Here is a 21,859-nt window from a genome sequence, read left to right on the forward strand (position 1 = left end):
TGGCGCAGCACGGATCGGGCAAAGGCAGAACTAAGTTCTTCATAAAGAACAATGTTCTTTTAAAGGAAGATGCCCAAACGCCGGTCTGCTGTCAACTGCCAGCCTGTGCGGTATCTTCGATCTGGAGCATGGGGCGCTCGAATGCCGCAACATAGGTTGCTTCATCGATCTCGATCACTGTCGGCCGGCGTGAGGCGAGCGCCGCCGTCACAGCCGCCGCCATCGCCGCGGGATCACCGGCTGCCATATGCGCCCAACCGTAAGCCTCGGCGAGCAAACCGAAGTCGGGCGTGTGGATATCCACGCCGAGCGGCGTGATCGCCGCGCCTTCCATGTAGGATTTGATCTCTCCGTAGCCCCGGTTGTTCCAGAGGACCATGACGATACCGGCTTGAGCCTCGACGGCTGTTCCCATCTCAGGGAGAGAGAACTGGAGGCCGCCGTCGCCTACCAGCGCAAACACCGGCGCGTCCGTTTGTCGAGCCAGCCGTGCGCCGATGGCGGCCGGAAGAGCATAGCCCAGCGTGCCATACCCGGTCGCGGAGGAAAAGAACTGCGACGGAGCGGATGCACCGAAGGCAAGGCAGCCCGCATAGGCCGGCTGGGTCGAGTCTCCCACGATCACCGCATTGGTCGCGCTATCGCGCAACAGGTCCAGCAAATCGAGGCAAGCGTGCTGCTTTCGCAGCAGGCTGTTGCTGACGGCCGCCCGCGCCTTTGCCGTTCGAAGCGCGCCGTCTCCGGCTTTCCGCCCCTCGATGCGTTCCGCCAGGCGCTCGGCAAAATCGCGTGCGTCGGCAACCACCGCAAGTTCGGGCAAACGTCCGCGCATTGTCTGTTCGGGATCGATGTCGCAGCGCACAAGACGGCCGGTCAGCTGACGATGATCGGCCAGGCGGTCCTCGAAATCGGTCGGACCGAGCTCGGTCCCGATGGCGAGGATCAGGTCGGCTGCGGCCATCACCGATGCGCCGACGTCACCTCCCGGCCAGATCGGCAGCGCCAGCGGATGATCCTGAGCCAGGATGCCGCGCGCGTTGGTCGTCATCAGCACGGGCGCATCGAGACGTTCCGCCAACGCCAAGATGGCATCGGCGGCAGCTGTCGCGCCGCCGCCTGCAATGATCAATGGCCGCGAGGCCCGCGCGCACTCCTTCGTTGCCGCCGCCAGGGCGGATTCGGCGGCCGCCGGGCGATCCGGTACAGGTAGCGCGCGCGCCGGGCCCAGGCGCGAGGCGTCGACCGGCAGCAGGTCGACCGGAATCTCGATATGAACCGGTCGCGGACGGGCTGATGCAAATATCGCGAAGGCACGGGCCAGTACCGTGGGGAATTCGTCGATGGTCAGTACAGTGTGGCTGAACGCGCAAACCTGCGTCATGAGCTGCCGCTGATCCGGCAATTCATGCAGATGGCCTGCACCCGACCCCATCGATCCAGCGGGGTTGACCGTCGAGATCACCAACATCGGGATGGAATCACCATAGGCCTGCCCCATGGCCGTGGCGATGTTGGTCAGGCCGGGGCCAGTGATGATGAAGCAGACGCCGGGGCGACCGCTTACCCGCGCATAGCCGTCGGCCATGAAACCCGCGCCCTGCTCGTGCCGGGCGGTCACGTGTCGTATGCTGCTCCCGGCGAGACCTCGATACAGCTCTACCGTATGCACGCCTGGAATTCCGAATACTGTGTCCACGCCGTTGGCGGCAAGCATTTGCACGATCCAGGTCGCGAAACTTGTCATCATGCCGCTTTCGTCAAAAGTTTGGCGCAGGCGCCGGCAAGTGCGCGGCACCCGAGCACGAGATCCTCGTCCCGGGTGTTCTCGTCCCAGTGATGGCTGATTCCACCGATGGAAGGCACAAACAGCATGCCGGCTGGCATCACCTGCGCGAGGATCTGGGCGTCGTGGCCGGCGCCGCTCGGCATCGTGATGGCGCGGCCGGGCGCAACCTCGTTGGCGGCGCTTTCCAGCGCCTCCTTGAACGGGGGGCTCATGGCATGCGGAGCCGAGCGGCTGACCAACTCCAGATCGGCCGAGCATGGGCCTGCGGCGTTGGTGTCTTCCACGAGCTCGCGCAGCGCCGCGTCCATCCGCTGAAGCACCTCTGGATCGGCGTCGCGCAACTGAAGCATCATCTCGGCGAGATCGGGAATGATGCTTACCTGGCCGGGCTCGAACCGGATGTTGCCGACCGTCCAGACCGTACGCTCACCGGCCAGTGCGCGAAAACGTTGCTCGATGTGGTGGATCAAGGCGACCAGGGCAGCGCCCGCATCCTTGCGGACGGCCATCCGCGCCGTGCCCGCATGGTTGCGCTGGCCGCGCAAGGTGAGCCGATACTGCCATATGCCGACGATGGTGGTGACGACGCCAAGGGCAAGACCGTGAGCGTCGAGATAATCACCTTGCTCGATATGTGCTTCCAGATAGCCGACGTATCTCTCCGGATCGATCCTGAACCGTTCGCGTCCGACCAGGCCCGCCTCCGTCAGTGCCTCGCGCAGTGGTTTCCCGGTCGTAGCGCAGCGGGCAGCATCGATCTCCTCCTCCGAAACGTCTCCGAGCGCCGAGCGGCTGCCGAGGAAGCTCGCGAAATGCGCCTCCTCATCCGCCCAGTCCACCGGTTCGACCGCGATATCGGATCGGCCGCTTTCGGCGACGGCGCGTGCAATCTCCAGTGCATAGACCACGCCCATCGCACCATCGAGCCAGCCGGCGTGGTTTTGAGAATCCGAATGCGAACCGACCAGCAGCCTGCGGCGCTGCCCTGGTGCTTTGCCCAAAACATTGCCAATGCCGTCCAACTGGGGATCGAGACCGGCGGCCGCCATTCGACCCATGATCCAGTAACGGGCCGCCATGTCCTGCGGCGAGAATGTCGGACGGTGAACGCCGGTGCGATAGGCGCCGAAGGTCGCGAGTTCCCGCAGGTCCGCGAGGAGACGTTGAGGATTGATCTCCAGCTTCATTGAACACCTGTTCTTGGACCCGCCTCAGATACCATTCCGGCCGTTGTCGCTCACGCAGCCTCGGCCTTGCCCGACAGGACGGCGGAGAGGAAGGCGCGGGTGCGGGGCTCCGCCGGACTGTCCAGCACTTCCCGGGGCGTGCCGGTTTCGACGACCTTGCCTTCGACCATGAAGATCAGCTTGTCGGCAACCTCGCGGGCGAAGTTCAACTCGTGGGTGACGACCACCATCGTCATCCCGCTGCTCGCCAAGTTTCGCATGACCGCCAGAACCTCGCCGACCAGTTCCGCGTCGAGCGCCGAAGTCGGCTCGTCGAAGAGCATGAGCTTCGGCTTCATCGCAAGCGCGCGGGCAATCGCCACGCGCTGCTGCTGCCCTCCGGAAAGCTGCGCGGGATAGCTCGCGGCCTTTGCTGCGAGGCCAACTCGCGCCAGAAGAGCTTCGGCTTCGGCAATGGCCTGGGCTCTGGGGCTGCCCAGGACCTGCACCGGCCCCTCGATCACGTTTTCCAGTGCGGTCATGTGGGGAAACAGATTGAAACGTTGGAACACCATGCCCGTGGAGCGGCGCTGGCGGGCGATCTCTCGCTCGCTCAGCCTGTGAACGACCCCGCCCTCCACGCGATGGCCGACCAGCTCATTGTCAAGATAGAGGCAGCCTGAGTCGATACGCTCGAGCTGGTTGATGCAGCGCAGGAACGTCGTCTTTCCTGAGCCCGACGGGCCGACGATGCAGACCACCTCGCCGGGCATGACATCCATGTTCACGTCGCTGAGGGCATTGAAGGATTGAAATCGCTTGCCGACGCCTCGCGCGCGCACGATTGGAAGTTGCTCGCCGACGACCATCAGTGTTTGCCTCCGTTGACGAAGCCCCGCGACACGCGCCCTTCGATCCACATCTGCAGGATCGAGAAGAAGGACACGACCACCAGATACCAGATCGTGGCGACGAACAGCATCTCCATGATCTTGGTGTTGACGTAGTAGATGTCCTGCGCCGTACCGGTCAGCTCCAGGAAACCCACCACGCTAGCCAGGGCGCTCATTTTCAGGAGACCGATGAATTCGTTGCCGAGCGGCGGTATGACCACGCGCAGAGCCTGCGGAAGCACGATGCGGCGAAACGTCAACGCATAGCCCATGCCGATCGACTTTGCCGCCTCGTGCTGGCCGGCATCTATCGACAGGAGACCCGAACGGATGACTTCCGAAGTATAGGCGCCTTCATGCAGGCTGAAGGCGATCAGCGCCGCGACGAACGGTGTCATCACCGCCACCGTCGGAGCCTGCCAGAGGCCGGGGATTCCGATCACCGGGAAAATCAGCGCCAGATTGTACCAGATGAGAAGCTGCAGGAGGATCGGCGCTCCCCGGAACAGCCATGTGTAGAAGGCCGCGGCCATCGAAATGACCGGATTGTGCGACGTACGTCCGATAGCCGTAGCCGTGCCGATAAGGACGCCGAACGCCATGGAAATCACCGACAGCACGATGGTCATCGCCACGCCATGCAGTACGCGCGGATGGAAGATGTAGTCGCCGACGGTGGCCCAATCGATGTTGCCGACCGCAAAGGCCCATACGATATAGCCCAGAGCGACGACAAGAAGCGTCGCTCCGAACCAGCGTCCATAGTGATGGGGTCGCGCGTGCGGAAGCGCGGATATGTCAACACTTTCCAAGGCAAGCCCTTTCCTGGCACCACGGGGATTGGAGGCGCCTTACGGCGCAGCCCCTGCGTTCAGCGAGGGCTTTTCGATAGCGCTGGCGCCCAGGTTCCATTTAGCGATCAGCTCGGCATATTTGCCGCCGGTGAACACCTTTTCGGCAGCCGCCAACACCGCATCGCGCAATTCCGGATCTTCCTTGCGAAAACCGATGCCCAGCTTCACATTGGTAAAGGGTCCGCTGAGCGTGCGAAAGGGGCCTTCCTTGCTGGCTAGGACAGTTGGGATTGCCTCGGTTCCTTGGACCGATCCGACGGCCCGTCCCTGATTGAGATAGAGGAATTCCGACGCCATATCCGTGTCGGTGATCACCTGGATTGCCGGCAGACCGGCAGGGATGCAGTTTTCGGTGCTCCACTTCTCGACCGAACCCGGATATGAGGTTCCGCGGTTTGCCGTCACCACCTTGCCGCACAGGTCAAGGGGCTTCTGGATCTCGGTATTCTTGTCGAGAGTGAAGAATACGGCGCCAGCGTTGAGATAGTCGACGAAATCGAAATTCTCGCGTCTAACAGGCGTGTCGTACATGCCGCTGATGATCAGATCGATGCGCTTCGACTGCAGATTTGGTGTCAGCCCCTCAAATCGGGAATGGACATATTCGAGTTTGACACCAAGTTCCTTGGCGATGGCATTTATGAGGTCGACGTCGAAGCCGACAAGCTCGCCGGATGCGGGATCGACGAATTCCATCGGCGGGTGGTCCCGCTCGATGCCGACATTGATGACGCCGGCCTGGAGGATGCGTTCCGGCAGTTGCTGCGCCCAGCCTGCCCCAGTCGAGAGCAGCATGGCGGTAGAGAGTCCGATGATATGTTTCAGCATAGGTTCCCCTTTTTTCTGAACGACGCGGGAGGCTTGTTTTTCTGTTGCGCCGGCACCCGCACCGGCGGACAGTTTCATGCGTCACAAGACCGGACGCGCGATCTGCGGCACCGGCTTCTCCCAGAAGGGCAGACGCTCGCGACGAGGCGACCACTCGCCCCGGCCGATCAGGCCTCGGCTATGGGCCGCTATCTCTTCCATGGTGGCGAACCAGACGCCGCCCTTCGCGATCATGTATTCCAGCAGGTCCACCATGGCCTGTGCTCGCGCCGGACGGCCCGACACGAATGGATGCCAGACCGACGACCACAGGCCGCCATTTGCCCAGGCCGCGTCGAATTCGGCACGGAACACTTTCATCGCTTGTTCGGGAGACTGGATTGGCAACAGGTGGTTGAAGTCGCGGCTGCTCATATATTGCGGCCAGTCGTCCAGCGCGTGATCCGACGGCAATTCGATCAAAGCGCCGCGGTCGCTTTCGATCAGGTAGGGCACGTCGTCGCCCGAAAGCGAAGCGTCGTAGGCAAAGCCTTCGTCCAGGAGCAAATTCAGTGTATCCGGCGAGAACGCGCCCGAGGGGCAGCGATAGCCGGCCGGGCGCTTGCCGGTCACGGCCTCGATTGCCTTGATACCAGCCCGCAGGACCTTGGCTTCGTCGGACGGCGTCAGGCTGTTGACGCGTTCATGCAGCCAGCCGTGATGGCCGATCTCGTGTCCGGCTTCGACCAGAGCCTCCACGGCGCGCGGATAGGTCTCGATGCACCATCCCGGCACATACACGGTCTGGCGAATACCGAAATGCCGCCATATCCGGACCAATCGAGGTACGGCGACGTGGGCCCCGTAGCGTAAGGCGGATGACAGCGTGATGCGACGGCGCGAATCCTCCGGATAATAGAGGTGCAGCAGGCTTTCGGCATCGAAATCGAAGGCGAAGCAGACGGCGCATCGCGCTCCGTTCGGCCATGCGGGAGGGTTGTCGATCAGCTTGAACATGCGTGCCTTTACGGGTTGGGAAGCGTTGTTTAGGCGCTTTTGATATTGCTCACTATAAATTTAGTGTCAACTCTATTATTCGAGTAGAGGGTAGATAATTGCCCATGGAACGTGGTTTAAGGATGATCGATTTGATTCACGGAGGGCGCGGCAGATGGCAAAGGGTCTTTGGGAAAAGCACAAGATTAGACGTACCGAGCAGGTGCTCGATGCGGCGGACGCGCTTTTCCGCGACCAGGGCTATGAAGAAACCAAGATCGAGGAAATAGCCGAGCTGGCTTCCGTCGCCTCGGCCACCGTCTACAATTATTTCAAGAACAAGCCGAACCTGCTGATGGAGATCGCGCTGCGCCACATCCGAGCGGCAGTGCCAGAGCGACGCGAATTTATCGCCAACATGCCTAACGATCCGATGGAAGGCATCATAGAATTCGAGAAACTGCTAGCGGATCAGGCGGTGCGTCATTTGACGCCGGAATGCTGGCGGGTGGTGATGTCAGCGCAATTTGTGGACCCCGACGGCGTCGCGCATCGCACGGCGCGTCGACTCGACCTCATCATACGACGCCAGTATTCGGCGATCCTCGCGGACTACCAGAGGAAGGGTCGGATTCGTGTCGATGTGGATATTTCGGTGCTGTGCGACATCCTGATCGGGATCGGCAATGCCGCGCTCGCCAAGCTTGTCACGTCGCCGTCGATGCAGGTGGAAACCATGCGTGAAATCGGGCTGCCGCATTTGCGGCTCGTCCTGTCGGGCGTCACAACGTCCTCGGCACAGCCAGGAAATTAGGAGGCGGCTCCATTTTTAGATCCAACTCCAAAATTTCTATTGCGAGAGGCTTGCTCTTGGCATAGCTTCCAGCCGTCAGGTTTCGAGTTCCCGCGGCCTGCGCCTGAAAAGACGGTTTTGCCTAGCGCCGGATGCCCCTGCTGCCGGCGTTGGGGATTGTTATGCCGCGCGGCATCAGCGCGGCGCTGAACACGGTGCATTATGTCTTTCGAAGCTCTTTCCATTCCGCAGAAATCGGCGCTCTCCTTTCTCGCATCCTCCCATGCGGCGCTGTCGCGCGATCACCAGACGATCTGGTCTTTCCACGAACCTTCGTGGCGGGAATACCGGTCGTCGCAATGGTATGTCGACCGGCTGCGGGCGGAAGGCTTCGACGTGGAACAGGGCTCGGCAGGAATGCCCACCGCATTCTGCGCGCGGTGGACGAACCGGGCGGGTGGGGCGCGCGGGCCCGTGGTGGCGGGCTATGCGGAGTATGATGCGGTGCCGGGCCAGTCCCAGGTGGCGGCCCCCTACCGTGCGCCGCGCCCGGGCACGACAAAGCACGCCGCGGGACATACTGATCCGCATTCGGCGCTGGGCATGGGTTCCTTTGCCGGTTTCCTTGCCGCCAAGCATGCGATGGAAGCGCATGGCGTCGCCGGCACTCTCGTATTCTTTGGCGAGCCTGCGGAGAAGATGTGCGGCTCCAAGCCGGTCCATGCGGCGCACGGCTATTATGATGGGCTCGACGCCGCGATCTCGTTCCACCCGCACTCCTTCAACGCCCTGACCAACGGCGTCTTCTGGGACACGACCAGCGCGCCCTATTGGAGCAAGATCTACACCTTCGAATGCGAGGCGCCCGAGACTTGGCAGAATGAGGGCCATGGCGGCAGCGTCGCCCATGCGCACGCCACCGCGCGGGCTCCCGGCGCCATCGACGCGGTCTGTCTGATGTACACCAATTCCAAGCTGATGAAGGAATCCATGCTGCCGCACACCGGCACCTGGACGCTGAATGAGTTCATCCCTGTCGCCGGTCAGGCCGCCGCCGACAATCTCGCTCCGGCCTATTCGCAGATCCAGTATTCGATGCGTGCGCCGACCCTCGACATGTGCGCCGCCGCCTTCGCGGTGCTCGATCGCAATGCTGCGCATGTGGCGGCTATGACGCATTGCTCGGTAAGCTCGGCCTGGATCACCAAGACGCGCGCCGGATTGCCCAACCATGCGCTGGCCGAAGCGACGTACCGCAACTTTGAACGCGTGGGCGCGCCGCAGTGGAGCGAGAAGGCCAAGGAGTTCGCAAGGCAGGGCCAGCGGCATCTTGGCCATGAAGCGATGCCGGAGCCGTTCATCGACAACATGACGCGCCTAACGCCGCCCACCGAAGCCGAGGCCGCTTTCCGCGGCCAGCTTCCGGCCTGGCAACTGAACTACGCGGCCGACGACTATGTCGACTACACTTGGCATGCGCCGACGGTGCGCCTCTACGTGGCGCGGCCGACGCTGAAGGCGCCGGCTTCGGTCGCCCGCTATCCCGAGTGGCTGCGCCACGCGATGAACGGCGACCCGGATTGCATCGATCCGATGTGGAGCAAGGCGGCGCAGGTGATCTCGACGACGATCCTCGACCTGATGACCGATCCGTCCATCCTGCGGCGCGCGCAAGCTGAGTTCCGCGAGCGCACCGGCGGCGGAATTGGCGGTTCCAGATGGGTGGCGCCGCTGCTGCCGTCCGACTTCCAGGCGCCGACCGGCTATAACTGGCCCGAATGGGTGGATACGCCCCGCGGGCGCGAATGGTCGATTCTCTGATTTCCTTCAACGACAGGAGCAACAAAATGCCCGTTCCCAGCCATGACGACGTCGTGCAGTTCGTCGCGAACAACCGCTTTCCGTTTCCAGGCCAGAAGACTTGGCCTGCCGACTACATTACGCTCACCAACACCCCGGCTCGCCGAAGGTCGGTGCCGGTCGATGGCGGCGAGTATTTTCCCGACATCGTCGTCATCGACGCCAAGGGAAAGACGCGCGAGATCGGCGACGTCGAAGAGGTTCTTGATCCTGCCAAGGTCAAGTTCTGGAAAGCCGCATCGTCGGCAGGCGATGAACTGCCCGATTACGGCACACGGATTTTCTTCCTTTATGTGCCCGCCGGAAAGGAAGCGGAAGCCCAGAAGCTTCTGGACGACAATGGCGTCGCCTATGCGGGCGTGCGCGGCTATTCGGCCGATTCTTCCGGCAAGGTCGTCATCGCTCCCTTCGTGACGCGCGGAAATCCTTACGACCATCAATGATCGCCCTCGGCGAAGGATAGACGATGACCAGCGTGACGCTCGACGGCCATCTACGCGGCATGCCCGCAGCCATGCAAGATGGCACCCCGGCCGAGCTGGTTTCGCTGCGTCTGGATCCGGCAGCGGGGCAGATGAGCCTGCCGCTGCTGACGCTCGACGAGGCGGTATTCGACAGCAATGCCAAGGCTTTTTTCGGCTTTGCCGCAAACCATAGCCTTGGCGTGCTTCCGCACCTGAAGACATCGATGGCGCCGTCGCTTGCGCGGCGCCTGCTGGCTGCGGGGGCCGACGGCATGACGGTCGCCGATGCGAGGCAGGCAGCGGTACTGCTCTCGCACGGCATCACGCGTGTGATGTTGGCCAATCAGATCGGTGGCCGTGGCGCTGCACTGCGCCTCGCAACCCTCCTGGCCCGTTATCCCAAGGCCGAGCTGACGGTCTTCGTCGATTCGACGGAAGGTCTGGCGGCGCTGGCCGATGCCTGGCGCGACCGCGCCGATCTTCCCCGGCTCGGCATCGCCGTCGAGGTCGGCACGGGCCGGGGCGGCGTGCGTTCGCGACAGGCCGCGCAGGCCCTGATCGACGCCGTGCTCAATGCCGGAACGTCCGGAACGAAAGGTCTCTATCTCGAAGGCGTGGCTGCTTATGAAGGGGCTGCCGCACTGCCGGGTTTCGATGTGCCGGCCGTCGAGGCCTCGATCGCGGAGCTCCTCGATCGATTGGCCGATGCCGCAATCCACGCCCGGGCCCGAATGGATCCGGTCCATTCCCTGACCGTAACGGCGGGCGGCTCGGCCTATTTCGATCTGGTGGTGCATCGTCTCGCACCAGTGATTGCCGTTCTCTCGCCGGCGCGCCTCGTCCTCAGAAGCGGCGCCCTGTTCTTTCACGATCATGGTATCTATGCCCGCGCCATGGCCGCGATGACGCGCCGATACGCTGACGGCCCCTCCGGCTCTTTCCGTCCCGCCCTGAAGCTCTGGGCGGAAGTGCTTTCGCGACCCGAGCCCGGCCTGGCGATCCTCGGTTTCGGGATGAGGGACGCTCCTGTCGACCAGGGTCTGCCGGTGCCGCTGGAGCTTTATCACGATGGCAGTCTCGTCGCGGCGGCGCTCGCCGGCTACACGATCGACAGGCTCAACGACCAGCACGCTTTCATGTCACTGCCGCCAGGGGCGGAACTCGCTGTCGGCGACATCGTCTCGCTCGGAATTTCTCACCCCTGCACCTGCATCGACCACTGGCGTCTCGTCTGGGGCGTCGGTCCAGACGGGCGGGTGAGCGCGGTACATCCCACGGACTTCGGGTAGCCGGCCAATGATGTCGATCTCGGGACTTTCCTCCTCCGACTGGCGCGCGCGGCTGAGCGCTGAAGCGGCTGCGGCACCAGCAAGCGGCATCGCCGAAGTGATGCGCCATGGCTTCGGCCGCAGTGGCATCATTCCACTCTGGGTCGGCGAGGGCGACCAGCCGACGCCGGCCTTCCTGTGCGAGGCCGCCACCGCCGCGCTCGCCCGTGGCGAGACCTTCTATATGCCACAGGCGGGACTGGCCGATCTGCGCGGCGCGCTCGCCGCCTATCACGACAGGCTCTATGGCGGGCTCTTCGGCGTGCCATTCCGCGCCGAGCGGTTCTTCGCGACCGGATCCGGCATGCAGGCCATTCAGATCGCAATCCGTCTCACGGCCGGAGCAGGCGACGAGGTGATCGTTCCGACCCCGGCCTGGCCGAACTTTGCCGCCGCCGTCGGCGTGGCGGGTGCGGTGGCGCGCCAAGTGCCGCTGCATTTCGCCTCGACCGGTTGGCACATGGACCTCGACGACATCGAGCGGTCGATCGGGCCGCGGACGCGGGCGCTGTTCCTCAACTCGCCTTCCAATCCGACCGGCTGGGCGGCGAACGAGGCCGAGCTGGGCGCGATCCTCGATCTCTGCCGGCGCCGCGGCCTATGGATCATAGCGGACGAGGTCTATTCGCGCTTCACCTATGACCCGGCGCGGCTGTCGACGCCTTCGCTGCACAGCCTTATCGCCGCCGACGATCGCGTACTGTTCGTCAACACTTTTTCCAAGAACTGGGCGATGACCGGATGGCGGATCGGCTGGATCGAGGCGCCCGAAGCGCTCGGACCTGCCATCGAAAACCTGATCCAATACGCCACGTCCGGGGTGGCCGTCTTCATGCAGCGCGCCGCCGCACTGGCTTTGAATGAGGGCGAGGCCGCTCTCGCCGCGCTCATGGAAAGGGCGCGTGCTGGTCGCGACATCGTCACCGGGGCGTTGGCGCGACTGCCGCGCATAGACTTTGCGCCGCCCGGAGCTTTCTACCTGTTCTTCCGCGTCGACGGTGTGAGCGATTCCACAGCTTTCGCCAGCGCGCTAATCCGAGAGGCCGATGTCGGTCTGGCCCCCGGCTCCGCGTTCGGTTTGGGCGGCGAGGGCTTTTTTCGCCTTTGCTTCGCGCGCGATCCCGACGATTTGGAGACGGCTTGCCGCCGCTTCGCCGACTGGATGTCGGCTAGGATCACAGCATGACGATCGATGCTCACCAGTGCGAAGCCCGTATGCGCGTGGAGCTTGCCGCTTGCTACAGGCTGATCTCGCATTTTCGGATGACCGACCTGATCTATACCCACGCCACAGCACGCGTGCCGGGCTGCGACGATCAGTTCCTGATCAATCCATATGGTCTTCTCTGGGACGAAATCACGGCGTCGTCTCTGGTCCGCGTCGATATGGAAGGACGCAAGCTGGATGAGACGCCTCACCGGGTGAATCATGCCGGTTTCGTCATTCATAGCGCGGTGCACATGGCCAGGCCTGATGCGGTCTGCGTGATCCATACACATACAAGGGCGGGAATAGCGGTCGCCTCGACCAAGGAAGGACTGTTGCCGCTCAACCAGATCGCCCTCGGCATACTGCCCCATGTCGCCTATCACGACTACGAGGGTATCGCGCTGAACCTCGACGAGCGTGAGCGCATCATCGCAGACTTGGCAGTCAAGCGCGCACTGATCCTGCGTAATCATGGCCTGCTGACCGTCGGGTGCACGGTCGCCGAGGCCTTCAACCTGATGTACTATTTGAACCTTGCCTGCGACATTCAGGTCGCCACGCTCTCCCAGGGCAAATCGCTCATCCTTCCGAAGCAAGAGATCAGGGATCTCGTCGCACGACAGGCCGACGAAGTCTCCTTCGACGACGGCGATCTGGAACTGGAGTGGGCCGCCCACCTGCGGTTGCTAGACCGGATCGATCCCGGCTACCGAAACTGAGCGGGGACATGCGTGGCATGATTCCTGGCGGGGTGCAGACCCGCGGCATCGCGGCGGTCTGCCTCGCCATGGCTCTGTTCGCCGCCAACGACGCGACGCTCAAGATCCTAGCGGAGCGCCTGGGACCTGCCCAGATCATGATGCTGCGCGGATGTGTCGGCGGCGCGGCATTGCTCGGCCTCAGCCTCACGCTGGGTGTTGGCCGCCAGCTTTGGATGGTCCTTCGCCCCGCCGTCCTGTTCCGCGCCTCATGCGATGCGATGGCGAGCGTCATGTTCGTCATGGCTCTGGTCGGCATGCCGGTCGCGACGATCACCGCCCTCATTCAGCTCGTGCCGATTCTGACCAGTGTCGCCGGGGTTCTGATGTTCGGGGACGTGATGACGCGCCGCCAGAGCCTGGCACTGGCCATCGGGCTGCTTGGCGTCGTCATGATCACGCGCCCCTCGGCGGAAGGCGTCGGCATTCACCTTCTCTTCGGCATCGCCGCTATAGCGCTCCTGACCACGCGCGACGTGATAACCCGTGGCAGCGCACAGCGTGTTCCCTCGCTCGTCATCGCTACCTGCGCCACCCTTGCCATTCCCGTCATCTCCATCCCGCAGCTGTCCGGCGAAACCTGGCATGCGGTCAATCTCGAGACTGCGGTGCTGATCGGCATGCTGGGCGTGCTCGTCGCTGCGGGAAACCTGCTGATGATCGTGGCGGTGCGTTCGGTGCCGCTGTCGGCGATCGCACCCTATCGCTACAGCGCCATCCCGTTTGCCCTGATCGCCGGAGCAGTTCTGCTCGGCGAATTTCCCGACGCGCTGATGCTTGCGGGGACAGCCGCGATAGCTCTCAGCGGCGTTCTCGCCTTGCCTCGCGCGGTCGCCGCGCCCGCTGCCGAAAAGACTGAAGCCAGCCAAGAATCATCTTGACAGCAAAGGGACGACGCAACACACTGTCCCGTAATAAGAATATAGTTCTACATAAAGAACAACGGGGAACTTTGATGACTACCGACCGATCGTCCGAAGGAGCAAGGGTCACGCATGTCAAACAGGCGCGTACCGTGGTCGGCTGGGACCAGGAGGCCGGGTGCCACGTCTATATGCGCGACGTCGACGTTGTCTTCTCGCGGGACGGCATCCTGCATGTCGGGCCGAACTACGACGGCCCCGCTGCCGAGACGATCGACGGGAGCCGCTATCTCGTCATGCCGGGCTTGGTGGACATCCATTCGCATCCGGGCGAGGAGCCGCTGAACAAGGGGCTGTGGGATGAGGTCGGCAGCCCGCGACTCTACAACTCCTCGCTCTACGAATATCTCACCGTGCTCGACCGTGACGCCGACAGCGTGCGCGCCTGTTACGGCGTTGCGCTTTCCGAGCTGCTGCTCTCCGGCGTCACCACGCTTTGCGACCTGGCGGTCCCCAGCGAAGGATGGCTCGACATCCACGCGGAGTCCGGTCTTCGAGTTTGCGTGGCGCCGATGTTCCGCTCCGGACGCTGGCTGACCCGCGATGGCCATCGTGTCGAATACGAATGGGACGAACCGGCAGGCCGCCTGGCCTTCGAGCGCGCGCTGAAGGAGATCGACCTGGCTGAACGCCATCCGAGCGGCCGGCTGACGGGCATGGTCACTCCAGCGCAGATCGATACCTGCAGCGAAGGCCTGTTGCGCGACGCCTATGCCGAGGCCGAGCGGCGGTCGGTGCCGTTCCAGACGCATGCCGCCCAGTCGATCATCGAATTCCAGGAGATCACGCGGCGCCACGGACTCACGCCGATCGGCTGGCTGTCGGAGCTCGGCGTTCTGGGTCCACGCACAATCATCGGCCATGGCATCTTCCTCGACCATCATCCCTGGACGCATTGGGAGCGGACCGGCGATCTGGAGCGGCTTGCGGAAGCTGGCGCGACAGTGGCCCACTGTCCAACGGTGTTCGCGCGCCGCGGTATCTCGCTCAATCATCTCGGGCGCTATCGCGAGGCCGGCGTCAACATCGGCATCGGCACCGATGTCTATCCGCACAATATGCTCGACGAGATGCGGCTTGCCATCTATGCGGCGCGGCTGACGGCCGGCAATCCGCGGGAAGCGCGCCTTGCCGACGTCTTTGCGGCCTCCACTATCGGCGGCGCCAAAGCGCTCGGCCGCGACGACATTGGCCGCCTGTCGCCCGGATGCAAGGCCGACATCGTGCTTGTCGATTGCACAGCTCCCGCCATGCAGCCGTGCCGGGATCCGCTGCGGTCGCTGGTCTTTTCCGCGTCCGACCGCGCCGTGCGCCACGTCTATGTCGATGGCCGGCCGGTAGTGCGCGACGGCAAGGTGCTCACCATCGACCATGCCGCCGCCGCCGGCCGCCTCGCCGAAGCGCAGCTGCGCGCCATGGCGTCGATCCCGCGAAACGACTGGGCCGGCCGCACGGCCGACGAATTGTCCCCGCCGGCGCTGCGCTGGGCCTGAACTTCGCCCCGGTCGAGGGGGCATCCCTGGAGAAACGATATGCAAACGACACAAATGGTCCATCGTCTCGGCAACACCGAGCTGCTCGAACAATACCGCAAGGCCGGCTTTGCCGGACGCGTCGGCTGGGGCGAGCGGCCGGCACTCCTTGTCATCGACATGGCGGGCGCATGGACGAGGACCGATGAAGAGCTGGGCTCCGACCTTGGCCGCGTGACCCAGTCCATAAAGGGTCTGCTCGCCGTGGCGCGGGGTCGGCGCGATGTCCCGGTCATCTTCACCACGATGGCTTACGATGCCAGCCAGTCCGACCTGCCGGCGGTGACCCGCCTGAAGACCCCGCACAGCCGGAACATGATACGCGGCTCCGATCGCGTCCGGCTGATTGCGGACCTTGAGCGGCGCGATGACGAGGCGCTCATCGAAAAGCCGCGCGCCAGCGCCTTCTTCAATACCAATCTGCTGAGCATCCTGGTTTCGAAGAAGATCGACACCGTCGTCGTCACCGGCTGCAGCACGAGCGGCTGCATACGCTCGACCTGCGAAAGCGCCCTGGATTACGGTTTTCATGCGATTGTCGCGGAAGAGGCCGTCGGCGACCGCTGCGCCTCGGCGCATGTCGCCAATCTGTTCGACATCAACGCCCGCTACGCCGACGTTCTGCCTCTGGCCGAAGTCCTGGGCCAGCTCGAGCGCGACATGCGGGGCGCAGCTGCCTGATGGGCGGGCTCGAAGGCAAGACCGTCATCGTCACCGGCGCGGCGCGCGGCATCGGCCGCTGCATCGCTGAACGAGCGGCCGCGCAAGGAGGCCATGTCGTCGTCGCCGACATCCTGCTCGACGAAGCGGCCGCCGTCGCCGAGGCGATCCGGTCCGGTGGAGGACAGGCCAGCCATAGCCATGTCGACATCACGGATCCCGCAAGCGCCATGCGGCTGGCCGCGGACGCACTCGCCGCTCACGGCCGGATCGACGCGTTGGTCAACAATGCCGGCCTCGATGCGCCGCACGGGCAGGCGGCGACGATCGACGAGGCCCACTGGCGCCATGTGATCGAGGTCGATCTCAACGGCGCGTGGTGGTGTTCGCGGGCGGTTATCCCGGCGATGATGGAAAGCCGCGCCGGGCGGATCATATTCATAAGCTCCCTCGCCGCGCGCGTTGGCTCGCCGACGCTATCTCCCGCCTATGCGACGGCCAAGGCGGGCCTGATCGGGCTGACGGTATCGCTCTCCTCCCAGTTGGAGCCGCACGGGATATTGGTCAACGCGATCACTCCCGGGCCGACAGGTGACACCGGCCGGCCCTATTCCGGCGAAGGCAGGAAGGCCTATCTCGCCGCCCATCCGCTGGGCTTTGGTGGCGCACGGCCAATCGCCGAAGGCGTTCTGCATCTCCTCGGCGAGGGCGGCGACTGGATGAGCGGCAGCGTGCTCAACATCAGCGGCGGACATTTCCGGGGGCTTTGAATGTACGTCGATCCATTCTCGAAAAGGACAGGCGAGGCGAACGCATTGCAAGCAGAAGCGGCCATCACCTTCAAGGACATCTCGAAGGTTTTCAACTCGAGGGCAGGCGCTACGCCGGTCATTGACAGGCTCAACCTCGAGATCGGCGAAGGGGAGTTCTTCTCGCTGCTCGGACCGAGCGGATGCGGCAAGACGACGGCACTGCGGATGATCGCCGGCTTCGAGCATCCGACCGGCGGCGAACTTCTGCTCGGCAGGAATCCGGTAGCCGGCATCCCCCCGCACAAGCGGGACGTGAACATCGTGTTTCAATCCTATGCGCTGTTTCCGCATATGGACGTCTACGACAACATCGAATACGGGCTGAGGCGCAAGGGTGTCGCGCGCGTCGAACGGCGCCGGCGTGTCGAGGAGGTCCTCGACCTCGTGCAACTCCGCGATCTCTCCAAACGACGTCCTGCCGCCTTGTCGGGAGGCCAGCAGCAGAGGGTGGCGCTGGCGCGCGCCCTGGTCAACCGCCCGCGCGTTCTTCTTCTCGACGAGCCGCTCGCGGCGCTCGATGCAAAGCTGCGCGCGACGATGCAGGCCGAGTTGCGGCGAATCCAGCAGGACGTCGGGATCACGTTCGTGTTCGTCACGCACGACCAGCACGAAGCCTTCGCAATGTCGGACCGCATCGCGATCCTCAATGCGGGACGCCTCGAGCAGGTCGGCGGCCCGGCCGATCTTTACCACCGCCCGGCGAGCCGCTTCGTTGCCGATTTCGTCGGCCAGTCGAACTTTTTTACCGGGTGCGTATCGACGCGCGGCGACCGCCGCCTCATCGAGATCGCCGAGGACGAATTCATCTGGCTTCCAGCCCATGGCGGGCAGGGCGCGAACACCGTCCTTGTTCGTCCCGAAAGTATCGAGCTGGTGCCGCCAGGCGCCGAGCCGCGCGCCGATCTTTGCCGCGTCGGCGCGACGGTGGTTGAGCGCCAATTTCTCGGTTCGCACCACTGCATCATGGCCCGGACCAAACGTGGTGAGACGGTTACCTGCACAAGCCGGGCTGCAGATCCGGCCGTCGTGCCCGGAGCCGAAGTCTGGATCACCTGGCACCCCGATCACAGCACAATAATCCCGGATCAACCGGGAGTTTCAGCAAACCTCAAGATGGAGAACCGACCATGAACGACAGCAATGGGACTATCCGGATACTTGCTTCCCAGGAATGGACGCGAAGAAATTTCCTGCGCCTAGCGGCGACGGCCGGTGGCGCAGCGGCGCTGAGCGTCAACGGCATCTCGGCCGCCTTTGCCGAAACCGATCTGCCGGCGCATGCCAAGGCGGCTGCAAGCACCGCTAAGCTCGGCGACAGCTTGTTCATCTACTCCTGGGCAGGTTACGCCAACCCGGCGGTGCTTGACGGTTTCAGCGCCGGCGCCGGCCCCAGGGTCCAAGTCGCCACCTTCGATTCAGTCGAAGCGGCCATCGCCAAGCTGGAAATCTCCGGTTCCGCCGACTACGACATCGTCGTGCTTGGCGACGCCTACGTCAAGCAGACGGTCGAACGCAAGCTTATCCAGCCGCTCGACCACGCACAGATCCCGAACCTCGAAAATCTCCGCAGCGATTTCCGCGACCCTCCGTTCGATCCCGGCAACCGCTACACGGTGATGAAGAATTTCGGCACGATCGGCATCCTCTACAATCACACCGTCATCAAGGATGAGATCAAGAGCTGGGACGATTTCTTCCGCGTGGCGGCACTGTCCGATATCAGCGGCCGCGTATCGGTCCTCAACGACCAGCCGAGCGTTTTTGGGCTGGTCTTCTGGCGGGAGGGCAAGGACTACAACACCGGTGACGTGGCGCGCCTGGAACATGCCAGAGACGTATTGCTCAAGGAACTGGTTCCGCATTTGAAGGCCTTCGACGCCAACCCGGTCCAGGGAATGCTGAACGGCGACTATGTCCTGGGACAGGGCTATCTCGGCAGCTGCCGTCATATCTTCGAGCAGGACCCGGACAGCTACACTTGGGTTTACCCGACTCCGCAATGCGTGATCTGGAGTGATCACTACGCGGTGCCGACCGGCTCCAAGAACGTTGCGGCAGCCCACGCCTTCATCAATTACATGCTCGATCCGGACGTTGCCGCCGAGGAAGTGGCCTTCATCGGCTACGACACCGGTGTGAAGGGCGTGGTCGAAAAACTCCCCGCCAACCTCGTTCGCAAGGACATGATCGTGTTCCCCGACGGCGTCGCGCAACGGCTCGTCTTCCAGCAGGTCGAAGGCTCCAACCCTTCGAAGCGAATCGAGATGTTCAACGAGATCAAGGCGGCGGCCTCGCGCGGCTGACCGCACCAGCGGACGGCCCGGCAACGAGCCGTCCGCGCCAATCGCCGCTGCGTTTGCCTCATCGGCGATGCAGCGGCCGTCGGGCCGTCTCAAGGAATGATAATCCGTGCACGCAGCAGTCGAACGGCATCAAGGCATAAACAGTCCCACGGTCTCGGGCCGCCTCGGGCGGATGGTGCGCGACTGGTGGCTGGTGGTCCTGCCGTTCGCGTTCTATGCGGCATTCTTCATCGTCCCGGTCCTGCTCATCGCGCTGCAAAGCTTCGCCACCTACAATGGCGAAGGCCACGGCGCCGACGCAGTCGCCGGCGCTCTGACCTTCGACAACTATCTCAACGTCTTCACGCCTACCTTCCGCTTGGTGTTCGCCGCCAGCGTGCAGAATGCGCTGCTCGGAACAGCGCTCTGCATCGCTGTCGGCTATCCCGTCGCCTATTTCATCGGCACGCGCTGTCCCGACCGGCTGAAGCCGTGGCTGCTTGTGCTGGTCGTGGTGCCATTCTGGACGAGCTACCTGTTGCGGATGCTCGGCTGGCGCATTCTGCTTGGCGGCAACGGCATCGTCTCGCAGGCGCTTCAAGCGGTCGGGCTGCTGCGGACGGGCGAAAGCCTGCTGTTCACGCAAACCGCCGTGCAGCTCGGCCTGGTCTACAATTTCCTGCCGATGATGATCCTGCCGATCTACGTCTCGATAGACAGGCTTTCGAGGGATCAGCGCGAGGCCAGCCGAGACCTCTATGCCCGGCCTTGGCAGACCTTTCTCGGCATAACGCTGCCTCAGACGGCGCCCGGTATCACGGCCGGAGCGATGATCGTCTTCATCACCATGACCAGTGACTACGTCACCCCCGAACTGATGGGCGGCGCCAAGGGCATGATGATAGGCACCTTGATCTATTCGCAATTCCTGCAAGGCGAGAACTGGCCGCTGGCCTCGGCAATGGCCCTCTCCCTGGTGGGGGTGGTCGTCGCCAGCGTGCTCGTCATGGCGGGAGCGGCATCGGCGATTCAGCGCCTGCCGGCCTTGGCGAGAAAGTTGACCCGATGAGCCGCACCGTGCCCGGACCAAGATCCATCATGCTCGGCCTGTGGTCGCTTCTCGTGGCCGTCTTCCTGTTTGCCCCGATCGTGGCGGTGCTGGCCTATTCGTTCAACGTTGGCGACTATCTGATCATCTGGAAGGGGGCGGGTCTGCGTTGGTACGGACGCGTGCTTTCCGACCAGAACATCCTTTCGACGCTGCGCACCAGCGTCACGGTGGCGCTCGGCACAGCGATCGCAAGCATTGTTCTGGGTTGCGTGTGCGGGACCGTTCTTGCGCGCCGGCCGGCAGCCGTCGCCGTCCCTCTCAGCCTGCTGCTGCTGGTCGTCCTCTCCTTTCCGGAGATCGTCAAGGCCGTCGCCTATCTCATCTGGTTCGTCAAGATCGACCTCGATGCCGGGCTGGCGCGCATGATCATCGCGCATACGCTGTTCGGCGGTGCGCTGGTGGCGTTCATCGTGCGTGCGCGCCTCAGCGCGCTCGACCCGAGACTCGAGGAAGCGGCCGCCGATCTCGGCGCGAGCCCCGGCCTGGCATTCATGACGGTTACGCTTCCGCTCTTGACTCCGGCCTTGGTAGTTGGAGGGCTGCTCGCCTTCACCATCTCCTTCGATGACGTCATCGTCTCGCTGTTCGTCAGCACGGCGAAGACCACGCCCTTGCCTGTCTACATCCTGGCTTCGGTGCGCCAAGGCCTGAAGGGAGATATCGCCGCGATTTCGGCCCTGATGTTCGGCCTCACGATATTCGTCTTCGCGGCGGCGGGTCTCTTTCTCGCATGGTCGGGCGCGTCAAAGCGCAACGCTGTGCTGATGCTTGCCGGGCAAGGTGAAGCCGCCTGAAGTCGAAGCCACAAAATGGAAGGACGCAAAAAACGTGACCGCACAGACTGTTGCCCTGGTAACCGGGGCCGGCTCCGGAATTGGAGCCGCCACTGCCATCTTGCTGGCCGGCAACGGCTATCGCGTCCATGCGCTGGACCGCGATGAGGCAGCACTTGCCGCACTGCCCGAACTGATTGGGCTGCAGCGCGTGGCGGTGGACATTGCCGACGAAACCGCGCTTGGCGAGGCGGTCGCCCGCCTCGCCGCTGCCGAAGGCCGGGTGGACGCCGTCGTCGCCAATGCCGGCATAAGCTTCACGGCGGGGCTGGAGCAGACCGGGGCCCAGGATTGGGATGCTGTCATGCAGGTAAATCTGCGCGGCGTCTATCTTCTGGCCCGGGCGACCGCGCCCTGGCTGGTGAATTCCGGTCGTGGCGCCTTTGTCGCGACGGCTTCTGAACTCGGCACCGTCGGGCAGGTGGGTTTGAGTGCCTATGCATCGGCAAAGGCGGGTGTCATCAACCTGATGCGGGTGCTGGCGCTGGAATATGCCCAGCGTGGCGTGCGCTTCAACGCGGTGGCTCCGGGCGGTGTGCATACGCCCATGATGGAGCGCGAGCAGAAGCGCCTTGGCTTCACGGTCGAGGACGCGGTCAGGAACATCCCGCTGGGGCGGCTCGCCCGGCCGGATGAGATTGCACCGGTCATAGCCTTCCTGCTGTCGCCTGAAGCCTCGTTCGTGACCGGAGCCGTATGGGTCGCCGACGGCGGCTACACGGCCCGCTGACCACGCCAGCAATTCGTGCGCATCCCCAGCCCCGATGCGCCAAGCAGACAGGAACGGAAAA

General features: G+C 63.7%; 21 protein-coding genes. 15 read left to right on the forward strand and 6 right to left on the reverse strand.

The features are described 5' to 3' along the window. Positions 1-91: 91 nt before the first annotated feature. From AC07UC_RS35040 to AC07UC_RS35065, 6 genes are all read right to left on the reverse strand, one after another. Complete coding sequence (locus AC07UC_RS35040) at positions 92-1,747, reverse strand: 5-guanidino-2-oxopentanoate decarboxylase (RefSeq protein ID WP_494909311.1); 1,656 nt, start codon at positions 1,745-1,747, stop codon at positions 92-94. After that, positions 1,744-2,973: a hydantoinase/carbamoylase family amidase gene (locus AC07UC_RS35045; RefSeq protein WP_494909312.1), complete on the reverse strand. Its 1,230-nt coding sequence runs from the start codon at positions 2,971-2,973 to the stop codon at positions 1,744-1,746. The genes AC07UC_RS35040 and AC07UC_RS35045 overlap by 4 nt, the downstream gene beginning before the upstream one ends. A 50-nt stretch (positions 2,974-3,023) precedes the next feature. Continuing rightward, positions 3,024-3,821, reverse strand: coding sequence for an amino acid ABC transporter ATP-binding protein (locus AC07UC_RS35050; protein ID WP_494909313.1), 798 nt, complete (start codon positions 3,819-3,821; stop codon positions 3,024-3,026). Then, on the reverse strand, positions 3,821-4,657 hold the full coding sequence (locus AC07UC_RS35055; RefSeq protein ID WP_494909314.1) for an amino acid ABC transporter permease: 837 nt from the start codon (positions 4,655-4,657) through the stop codon (positions 3,821-3,823). The genes AC07UC_RS35050 and AC07UC_RS35055 overlap by 1 nt, the downstream gene beginning before the upstream one ends. A gap of 39 nt (positions 4,658-4,696) precedes the next feature. Continuing rightward, positions 4,697-5,527 carry an ABC transporter substrate-binding protein gene (locus AC07UC_RS35060; RefSeq protein WP_494909315.1) on the reverse strand — a complete coding sequence of 277 codons (831 nt, stop codon included), beginning with the start codon at positions 5,525-5,527 and terminating at the stop codon, positions 4,697-4,699. A gap of 81 nt (positions 5,528-5,608) precedes the next feature. Continuing rightward, positions 5,609-6,523, reverse strand: a complete 915-nt coding sequence (locus tag AC07UC_RS35065; protein WP_494909316.1) for a polysaccharide deacetylase family protein — start codon at positions 6,521-6,523, stop codon at positions 5,609-5,611. Between the two features lie 202 nt (positions 6,524-6,725). Here AC07UC_RS35065 and AC07UC_RS35070 point away from each other — a divergent pair, with 202 nt between their 5' ends. From AC07UC_RS35070 to AC07UC_RS35140, 15 genes are all read left to right on the forward strand, one after another. Further along, complete coding sequence (locus tag AC07UC_RS35070) at positions 6,726-7,316, forward strand: TetR/AcrR family transcriptional regulator (protein ID WP_494909317.1); 591 nt, start codon at positions 6,726-6,728, stop codon at positions 7,314-7,316. Between the two features lie 201 nt (positions 7,317-7,517). Then, the gene (locus AC07UC_RS35075; RefSeq protein ID WP_494909318.1) at positions 7,518-9,116 is read left to right on the forward strand and encodes a zinc-binding metallopeptidase family protein; all 1,599 of its coding nucleotides are present in this window, start codon (positions 7,518-7,520) and stop codon (positions 9,114-9,116) included. A gap of 26 nt (positions 9,117-9,142) precedes the next feature. Next, positions 9,143-9,598, forward strand: a complete 456-nt coding sequence (locus tag AC07UC_RS35080; RefSeq protein ID WP_494909319.1) for a hypothetical protein — start codon at positions 9,143-9,145, stop codon at positions 9,596-9,598. A gap of 23 nt (positions 9,599-9,621) precedes the next feature. Further along, complete coding sequence (locus AC07UC_RS35085; protein WP_494909320.1) at positions 9,622-10,908, forward strand: alanine racemase; 1,287 nt, start codon at positions 9,622-9,624, stop codon at positions 10,906-10,908. A gap of 7 nt (positions 10,909-10,915) precedes the next feature. After that, positions 10,916-12,133 (forward strand): pyridoxal phosphate-dependent aminotransferase, encoded by a 1,218-nt coding sequence (locus AC07UC_RS35090; RefSeq protein WP_494909321.1) that lies wholly within the window; start codon positions 10,916-10,918, stop codon positions 12,131-12,133. Next, entirely contained in the window at positions 12,130-12,876 is a 747-nt protein-coding gene (locus tag AC07UC_RS35095) for a class II aldolase/adducin family protein (RefSeq protein WP_494909322.1), read from the forward strand. The genes AC07UC_RS35090 and AC07UC_RS35095 overlap by 4 nt, the downstream gene beginning before the upstream one ends. An 8-nt stretch (positions 12,877-12,884) precedes the next feature. Next, on the forward strand, positions 12,885-13,796 hold the full coding sequence (locus AC07UC_RS35100) for a DMT family transporter (RefSeq protein WP_494909323.1): 912 nt from the start codon (positions 12,885-12,887) through the stop codon (positions 13,794-13,796). Between the two features lie 74 nt (positions 13,797-13,870). Continuing rightward, complete coding sequence (locus tag AC07UC_RS35105; RefSeq protein ID WP_494909324.1) at positions 13,871-15,331, forward strand: amidohydrolase family protein; 1,461 nt, start codon at positions 13,871-13,873, stop codon at positions 15,329-15,331. A gap of 39 nt (positions 15,332-15,370) precedes the next feature. Further along, on the forward strand, positions 15,371-16,051 hold the full coding sequence (locus AC07UC_RS35110; RefSeq protein ID WP_494909325.1) for an isochorismatase family protein: 681 nt from the start codon (positions 15,371-15,373) through the stop codon (positions 16,049-16,051). Next, positions 16,051-16,800, forward strand: coding sequence for an SDR family NAD(P)-dependent oxidoreductase (locus AC07UC_RS35115; protein WP_494909326.1), 750 nt, complete (start codon positions 16,051-16,053; stop codon positions 16,798-16,800). Before AC07UC_RS35110 ends, AC07UC_RS35115 begins: the two co-directional genes overlap by 1 nt. After that, entirely contained in the window at positions 16,801-17,973 is a 1,173-nt protein-coding gene (locus AC07UC_RS35120; RefSeq protein WP_494909327.1) for an ABC transporter ATP-binding protein, read from the forward strand. Further along, positions 17,970-19,145 carry a polyamine ABC transporter substrate-binding protein gene (locus tag AC07UC_RS35125; protein WP_494909328.1) on the forward strand — a complete coding sequence of 392 codons (1,176 nt, stop codon included), beginning with the start codon at positions 17,970-17,972 and terminating at the stop codon, positions 19,143-19,145. The genes AC07UC_RS35120 and AC07UC_RS35125 overlap by 4 nt, the downstream gene beginning before the upstream one ends. Positions 19,146-19,251: 106 nt before the next feature. Beyond that, positions 19,252-20,193: an ABC transporter permease gene (locus AC07UC_RS35130; RefSeq protein ID WP_494909329.1), complete on the forward strand. Its 942-nt coding sequence runs from the start codon at positions 19,252-19,254 to the stop codon at positions 20,191-20,193. Further along, positions 20,190-21,029, forward strand: coding sequence for an ABC transporter permease (locus AC07UC_RS35135; protein ID WP_494909330.1), 840 nt, complete (start codon positions 20,190-20,192; stop codon positions 21,027-21,029). Before AC07UC_RS35130 ends, AC07UC_RS35135 begins: the two co-directional genes overlap by 4 nt. Before the next feature lie 34 nt (positions 21,030-21,063). Beyond that, positions 21,064-21,798: an SDR family NAD(P)-dependent oxidoreductase gene (locus AC07UC_RS35140; RefSeq protein ID WP_494909331.1), complete on the forward strand. Its 735-nt coding sequence runs from the start codon at positions 21,064-21,066 to the stop codon at positions 21,796-21,798. Positions 21,799-21,859 lie beyond the last annotated feature (61 nt).

The organism is Mesorhizobium sp. GW821-FHT04C10, from assembly GCF_059420305.1.